This window comes from Zarconia navalis LEGE 11467, from assembly GCF_015207075.1.
Lineage (GTDB): Bacteria > Cyanobacteriota > Cyanobacteriia > Cyanobacteriales > Geitlerinemataceae > Zarconia > Zarconia navalis.
The window spans coordinates 1-7,929 of sequence record NZ_JADEXN010000224.1 but is presented as its reverse complement, the minus strand read 5'-3'; the positions used below and the strand labels follow the sequence as shown (position 1 = coordinate 7,929).

The window sequence follows — 7,929 nt, the reverse complement described above, 5'->3', positions numbered from 1 at the left end:
GTATAGTTGATTTAAAATTTAGAATCGAGCGAGCATCAGGGCTTTGAAAGCCGAATGAGTTACAAAACATTGCCTTTGCCATCGGGAATAGAGATGAGAAATACAAGCTCGCGAGATCGAGAGACCTTTGGAAGCTCGTCTTCGGATCGCGAAGTCGCACAATTAAATCTAGCCTAGCTAGAATGCATCGATTGATATTATTTTGAGAAATTGGAGGCAATTTTTCGATCCTCATCGGCTTCCTTTGACATTTCGATCCCAGCGAGTGACGAACAACATCGGCAACGATCGGGATCTTGGAGAAATATAGCGGTTCTCACATGAGTGAAGTAGAGTTCGGAATCTCAAGTTTTTCCAAAAGGGATGAACGAGGGGTCGCGCGTATCTTTTGCGTCAGAGTAATACAAGATTCAGCCTTGGAGAAATTCAGCTTGAAAAACTTAAGATAAAACTTGAGAGTACCCGCTCGATTTTAGGTAATTTTGAACGGCAGTTTTGGAGAGAAGTCACGAGTGAAAATTTTGCTGGTAGAGGATGATGAGAGTTTGGCAAATCTGGTGCGAGATGCTCTTATCGCTCAGCATTATTTAGTCGATCTAGCAACAGACGGTCAGGTTGGCTGGGAGTTAGCCGAATCTTTCACCTACGACTTGATTTTGTTAGATTTGATGCTTCCCAAACTCGATGGCATCAATTTTTGCAAACAACGCCGTCAAGAAGGCGATCGAACCCCTATTCTCTTGGTCACGGCTCAAAATACCAGCACCACCAAAGTCACCGGGCTAGATGCGGGTGCCGATGATTATGTCGTCAAACCTTTCGACCTCCAAGAACTCCTCGCTCGCATTCGCGCTCTGTTGCGTCGCACTCAAGACGCTCAAACCCCAACCATCGAGTGGGGTGCTTTTAGCCTCGACCCTCGAAGTTGCCTCGTGACGTACGACGATCGACCTCTGAAGCTTACCGCCAAAGAGTATGGATTGCTCGAGTTATTTCTGCGCAATCCCCAGCGCATTTTCAGCAAAAGTGCCCTGCTCGATCGACTCTGGTCTTTTGAAGAACCCCCCTCCGAAACCGCAGTGCGGACTCAGATGAAAGGCTTGCGACAAAAACTCAAGCAAGCAGGTGCTCGCACCGACGAAATCGAAACGATCTACGGTTTGGGCTATCGACTCAAAGCGAAAGAGGAAAAAAGCGCCGAAAATCGACAACCTGCAGCCCCTAAACCCGAGACGACAAATCCCTCGACATCCGAACTGAATCCATCTCCAACCAACCCACCGCCACCTGAGCGCACGAAATTAAATTCTATCTGGCAGCAGCACAAACCCAAGTACCTCGAGCGCATCGCCGTCATTCAAAAGGCGATCGATACTCTTCAAACTCATACCCTCAGTCCAACCCTACACGAAAATGCCCTGCGAGAAGCTCATACCCTCGCTGGTGGATTAGGGATATTTGGATTCAAGGAAGCATCGAATCTATCCCGCGAAATCGAACAAATTTGGCTAGAATTCTCCAACCCCAATACCGAACAAATTCAGCGGCTAGCAGAACTGACGATCGCTTTACAACAAGAACTCGAAGACGATCTCCGCGATGATTTTGAACCTCAACCCTCAAATCCGGCATCCGAAACCGTCTTCAATTGGGGTTCGTCTATCGTTAAAGGCTCTCGACTGCTCGTGGTTGAAGACGATGTCGCTTTAGCCCAAGCCGTTGCGGCTGAAGCGAGCGCCTGGGGAATGCAAGTGGAAATCGCCGAAAACCTCGATCGAGCGCGACGTTCGATTTGTGACCTCAAACCTGATGTCGTTTTGCTGGATTTGTGCTTTCCCGACTCGACCGAAAGCGGTTTCGCGCTCCTTGACGAACTGCAAAACACCCAACACATCGTTCCCGTGGTCGTGTTTACAACTCGCGAAGGCTTTGCGGAGCGCGTCAAAGTCGCTCGGTTAGGCGGTCGGGGTTTTTTAGCCAAACCCATTGCCCCCTCCCGCGTCCTCGACGCGATCGCCCAAGTTCTCGATCGCTCTTATCTCCCAGTGGCAAAACTACTCGTTGTCGATGACGATCCCGAAACCCTCGATGGCTTGCGGACGATCCTCGAACCGTGGGGATTTAACCTCACCTTGCTCGACGGGTCTCAAGAATTTTGGGAAACTCTTAAAGACGTCCAACCCGACTTACTGTTGCTCGATCTCGATCTTCCAGAATTTAGCGGTATCGAGCTATGCCAAGTCGTGCGCAACGACCCGCGATGGCACGAGTTACCGATTTTGATGCTTTGCACCCGCACCGATCCAGATACCGTACAGCGCGTTTTTTCCGTCGGTGCTGATGACTGCGTATCCAAACCCATCATCGCTTCAGAACTGGTAGCTCGCGTTCTCAATCGCATCGAACGCTCTCAACTGCGGCGGCAATGGGCAACCGCAACCCACCGACAACTCCAAATCGATTCATTTCCCCCCTCCACTTCAGCATGAAGAGAATCTTTACACAACGCGCCGAATATTTTTGTCATTCCTTTACCTAGACCTCGCTCGGGGCGAAGACACTGAATATAAGGCTGAAAAGTTGAGACATAGGTAGTAGATATCCGACATAAATCTGGAGCAGCTCCCAACCCTAATGGTTTGCTCCAGATTTTTTTGTGTCAAAAAGCGTGCATTTAGATTTTGCGCTTCGACGGAAGCGTGCGGCAAGCAAGGGATATACCGTCCGCCGTGCCTTCCCCAAGGGAACACAGCTATCCCTAATTTTTAGACCGTTGCTGTCACGCGGCACGATCGGCTAAGCATCCCACAACACCACTCTCCAAGCCGCGCTTCGAGTCAGTTTTTTGATACCATCATTAATGGTTTGAATTCCCAAGCGCGATCGAACCCAAAATTTTCGTGACTTCCAGTCCGGGAAATGTCAAGATGACAATCTGACCAGAGCGAACTTCTATACACCATTGATATGGCAGAAACCTTATTATTCAATGCCCTGCGCGAAGCAACTGATGAAGAAATGTCTCGCGACCCCGCTGTATTTGTATTGGGAGAAGACGTCGGTCACTACGGTGGCTCCTACAAAGTCACCAAAGGTCTCTACGATAAATATGGCGAACTGAGAGTTCTAGATACGCCGATCGCCGAAAATAGCTTTACCGGAATGGCCGTGGGAGCGGCCATGACTGGGCTGCGACCGATTATTGAAGGGATGAATATGGGGTTTTTGCTGTTGGCATTCAACCAGATTGCCAATAATGCCGGGATGCTGCGCTATACCTCCGGCGGAAACTTCAAAATTCCCATGGTGATTCGCGGTCCCGGTGGTGTTGGACGACAGCTCGGTGCCGAACACTCCCAGCGTCTAGAAGCCTACTTTCACGCCGTTCCCGGTCTGAAAATCGTCGCCTGTTCCACTCCGTACAACGCCAAAGGCTTACTCAAAGCCGCCATCCGAGATGACAACCCCGTGCTGTTCTTCGAGCACGTCCTTCTCTACAATCTCAAAGAAAATCTTCCCAGCGAAGACTACGTCGTTCCCCTCGATAAAGCCGAAATCGTCCGTTCTGGAAAAGATGTCACGATCGTGACCTACTCGCGGATGCGACATCACGTCACCAAAGCCGTCGAAACCCTAGAAAAACAGGGATTCGATCCTGAAGTCATCGACTTAATTTCCCTCAAACCCTTCGATATGGAAACCATCGGGGAATCCATTCGCAAAACCCATCGGGTGATTATCGTTGAAGAGTGCATGAGAACCGGCGGGATTGCCGCAGAATTGATCGCCTCGATTAACGACAGCCTGTTCGACGAACTCGATGCCCCGGTTCTGCGCCTTTCGTCTCAAGATATTCCCACCCCCTACAACGGTAAGCTCGAAAACCTAACGATCGTCCAACCGGAACAGATTATCGAAGCGGTTGGTAAAATGATGACCTTACAAGTCTGACTTGAAGCAGTTTTCCATTGAATCGGTGCGACCCGCACCAACCCAGAAGATCGCGGACTTCTAAGTGTGAGATTGTCAAAAACCGTGAATTATCGATTCCGAAACTCACTCTAGGGTCGATAATTGATAGTTGAGCATTTCCCCTTTATTTATGCGAAGACAGCAATCTCTACTCGTTCTCATCATCGTCCTCCTCGTGGGTGCAGTAACCGTATTGACCCTAGTTCCCTTGCGCTTGGGGTTAGATCTTCAAGGGGGTGCCCAGTTGACCATTCAAGTAGAATCCACCGACGAGATCGAAGATTTAACCCCCGAGGAAGTCATCAGTGGCGTTCTCAGCGTGGTGAGAAATCGGGTTGATGCCCTCGGTGTTTCCGAACCGCTGGTACAAACTCTCTCCGACGACAAAATTCTCGTACAGCTACCGGGGGTCAGCGATCCCGAACAAGCCGAACGAGTTTTGGGTGGGACGGCACAGCTTGAATTTCGCGAACAGCAAGCTGGAACGGACGAACAATTGCAAGCAGAGTTACTGGCTCGCCGGGAATTACAGTTGGAGTTCGAGGTTTTAAAAGCGGGTGGGGACGACGCGGCTCTGGCTCAAAAGCAAGAATCTTTAGAAACCAGCAACGAGGCAATTGCCGCACTTTTCGCCCCACCTCTTCTGACGGGAAAAAATCTCAAATTTGCCGATGCGCGCAACTCCGCCGCCGGTTCGGATAATTGGAGCGTGTCTTTAGAATTCGATGGGGAAGGGGGAGAAAAGTTTGCCGAGTTGACCAAAAATCTGGCTGGAACCGGTCGCAGCCTGGGTATATTCCTCGATGGCAAACTGATTAGTTCTCCGGTGGTGAGTGTGGAATTTGCCGAAACGGGGATTACGGGCGGTCAAGCAGTGATTAACGGGCGATTTACTATCGATGAAGCCAACGACCTCGCCGTTCAATTGCGAGGGGGATCGCTGCCGGTTCCGGTAAAAATTGTCGAAAACCGCACGGTAGGCGCGACATTGGGGCAAGACAGCATTCGCCGCAGCGTTCTGGCAGCCGCTGGGGGATTGATTTTGGTGCTCGGCTTTATGGTTGCCTATTATCGACTGCCTGGGGCGATCGCCGACATTTCGCTCATCATCTACGCTTTGTTCACCCTGGCTGCCTACGCTATTCTGCAAGTGACCCTCACATTGCCCGGAATTGCTGGATTTATCCTCAGTATCGGCATGGCGGTGGACGCCAACGTCTTGATTTTCGAGCGAACTCGCGAAGAACTACGAGCGGGTAAGACTTTGTACCGTTCGGTGGAATCGGGTTTCTACCGCGCTTTTTCGAGCATTCTCGACAGTAACGTCACGACGCTGATTGCTTGTTTGGCTCTGTTTTGGCTGGGAGCGGGTTTAGTCAAAGGCTTTGCCCTGACTTTGGCGATCGGGGTGGGGGTGAGTATGTTTACGGCGATCGCCTGCTCGCGAACCCTCCTTTTCTTGGCTTTACAAGTCTCTCAGTTGAAAAAGCCAGAACTTTTCTGCCCCGACTTGCCGGGGTCTTCACAATCGTAATGCTCGATTTCGATCGCAAAATGCCAAAGCGACCGCGCGAATTTTTTATCTTGAATTTCATAAGAGGTGGTGTTATTGAAACTCAACATTATTAAACAAAGACCGCTCTGGTGGTCGATTTCCGGAATTTTAGCGGCAATTGGGGCGATCGCCATGGCGATCTCGTTAACCACCCTCGGCGCACCCGTCGCTCCGAGCTTGGATTTTGTTGGGGGAACCCGGCTGCAACTCGAACTCGACTGCTCGATTGCGGGTAATTGCGAAAGTCCCATCGAACTCGATACCGTTCGGGAGATTATGAGCGATCGCGGGCTAGATAATCGCGGAATTCAGGTGGTGGGGGCCGCCGGACGCGGTCTTTCCATTCGCACCCTCGATTTGGATGTAGACGATCGCACCCAACTACTAAGCGATCTCGAAGAACGCATCGGTCAGTTCGATCCCCAAAGTACGCAAATCGATACTGTTGGCCCCACTATCGGACGAGAATTACTCGCTTCGGGCTTGATGGCACTGATTTTCGCCTCAGCGGGTATCATTATCTATTTGAGCGTCCGCTTCCAGCTCGATTACGCCATTTGCGCGATTATTGCTCTATTCCACGATGTCTTTATCACCGTGGGGATGTTCTCCATTTTCGGACTCACCCTCGGCTGGGAAGTTGATAGCCTCTTTATCGTCGCTCTACTGACGATTATTGGCTTCTCCGTTAACGATACCGTGGTCATTTACGATCGAATTCGAGAAATCCTCAAACTCAGTACTCTTGATGAGGCGAACGACTCAAAACCCATTGGTATCAACGAAGTCGTCGACACCGCCGTCAATCAAACGTTAATGCGATCGATTAACACCACCGCCACGACTTTACTTCCATTGGTGGGCATTTTCATCTTTGGGGGCGAAACTCTCAAATACTTTGCCCTTGCCCTGATTATCGGCTTTATCCTCGGGGCTTATTCGAGTATCTTTATTGCCAGTTCCGCTTTAGCTTGGTGGCGGGAACGTCAGGAATCCCCGGTCTCGGCAACGGCAGATTCTCCCATCCCCGACGATCGCATCATAGAAGCACAACTCGATCGAGATGAATGAAAAAAGCGCGAGTGGATGTCCTTGATTCTGCCTCCCCAGAAATCGAGCGATTGCATCGATTGACGGTGTACGCTCGCTGGGCGATCGTTAGCGTGTTGTGGATGAGTCTGGGGCTTTGGAGCCTTTGGGCATTGCGCCGCGAAATTGCCCTGTGGCTCGAGCATTTTACTTGGGTTGCCGTGTGGTACGCTCTGCGCGCTCACCCGATCTCCGGATTCGGTCTATTTTTTTGTACCGGAATGACATTATCGGTACTCATCTGGCAAAGTCGGAATATTCTGTGGGGGTTACCGAAATCCGAACAACTTAGCCTCGCCCGCCAAGTTCGCCGAATTCGAGAAACAGGTCCGAGTCACCCCCTTTGGAAGTGGGTTGTTCGTCAATAAGTCTTCGTTACAGCTTGTCGCCGTTGTCTGGCATCGTTGACCCCGAACAGTCAGCCCTAGGACTGCACTCATCACCCACGGGCCCACCTCTATCTTCGTGAAAAATGCTATAAAGGCTGAAACACTTGATTTCCCATACCGATCGACTCGCTGCACCCAATATCGAGTCGATCGAGTCATTTAACCCAATTGCATCGACCCTCTTCGAGTGGTAGTAAGCCCGGTGAGGACATAAGCAAAAAGCATTTCGATGATTGGGAAGTCATTCTCAAACCAGCAATGCCCTAATGAAAGTGGCTGCGGCTATAACCACTGGAGTATGTCAAGATGATAATAGGGGTCAGTTTTGATTCGGGAAACGCACTCGCACAGGCAACTTAGCCGTTGTTGTCGCAGATCGAGAACGAGGCGATCGAGAAACAAAACATCCAAGCTTAAAGAAACTTGTATGGGCATACCCAGTGAAATTTCCTTTCGCCGCTTCTTGTTATTGCGGCTAGTCTTGCTGAGCTTACCCGTTTTACTCATTGGGGTGTTGAGTTATCGAAAAGCTCGCTCGGGTCTGTTGGAAACCGCTCGCCAAAACCTAACCGAAAGTGCCGTCAGAAAAGGCGCGAGCATTACCGCCTCGATCTCTGCGATTGGAGCTAATTTGCTCACCGCAAGCCAAGCATCCTCGATTCAATCGGGTTCCCTAGAAGAAATACGGATTTTTTTAGATCGGCTTGCAGCTCGTCTCCCTAGAAACGTTCGCTGCATCGAACTCAAAGACTTACAAACCGATCGTATCGAAGCGAGTACCTGTGATACTCCTTTACCACTGACCGTTCCAGACACTTTTTGGCCGGTGAAAGCTCGCCTAGAAGATCTTGATGAAGATCTCGTCTACGTCAAAACTGCCCTGTCCGATACCCAAGAACTCGAATCCGACAGTAAGCTCAGCTT

5 protein-coding genes and 1 pseudogene are annotated in these 7,929 nt (G+C 50.4%); all 6 read left to right on the top strand.

The window, feature by feature from the left end:
* Positions 1–512 precede the first annotated feature (512 nt).
* Positions 513–2,489, top strand: a complete 1,977-nt coding sequence (locus IQ235_RS12765; protein WP_264321837.1) for a response regulator — start codon at positions 513–515, stop codon at positions 2,487–2,489.
* A 478-nt stretch (positions 2,490–2,967) separates the two neighbouring features.
* Positions 2,968–3,951, top strand: coding sequence for an alpha-ketoacid dehydrogenase subunit beta (locus IQ235_RS12760; RefSeq protein ID WP_264321836.1), 984 nt, complete (start codon positions 2,968–2,970; stop codon positions 3,949–3,951).
* A gap of 151 nt (positions 3,952–4,102) precedes the next feature.
* Positions 4,103–5,506: a protein translocase subunit SecD gene (gene secD, locus IQ235_RS12755; protein ID WP_264321835.1), complete on the top strand. Its 1,404-nt coding sequence runs from the start codon at positions 4,103–4,105 to the stop codon at positions 5,504–5,506.
* Positions 5,507–5,581: 75 nt separating this feature from the next.
* The gene (gene secF, locus IQ235_RS12750; RefSeq protein WP_264321834.1) at positions 5,582–6,598 is read left to right on the top strand and encodes a protein translocase subunit SecF; all 1,017 of its coding nucleotides are present in this window, start codon (positions 5,582–5,584) and stop codon (positions 6,596–6,598) included.
* Positions 6,595–6,984, top strand: coding sequence for a hypothetical protein (locus IQ235_RS12745; protein WP_264321833.1), 390 nt, complete (start codon positions 6,595–6,597; stop codon positions 6,982–6,984). The genes secF and IQ235_RS12745 overlap by 4 nt, the downstream gene beginning before the upstream one ends.
* A 448-nt stretch (positions 6,985–7,432) precedes the next feature.
* A pseudogene (locus tag IQ235_RS12740) lies at positions 7,433–7,929 on the top strand (two-component sensor histidine kinase); the annotation flags it as partial.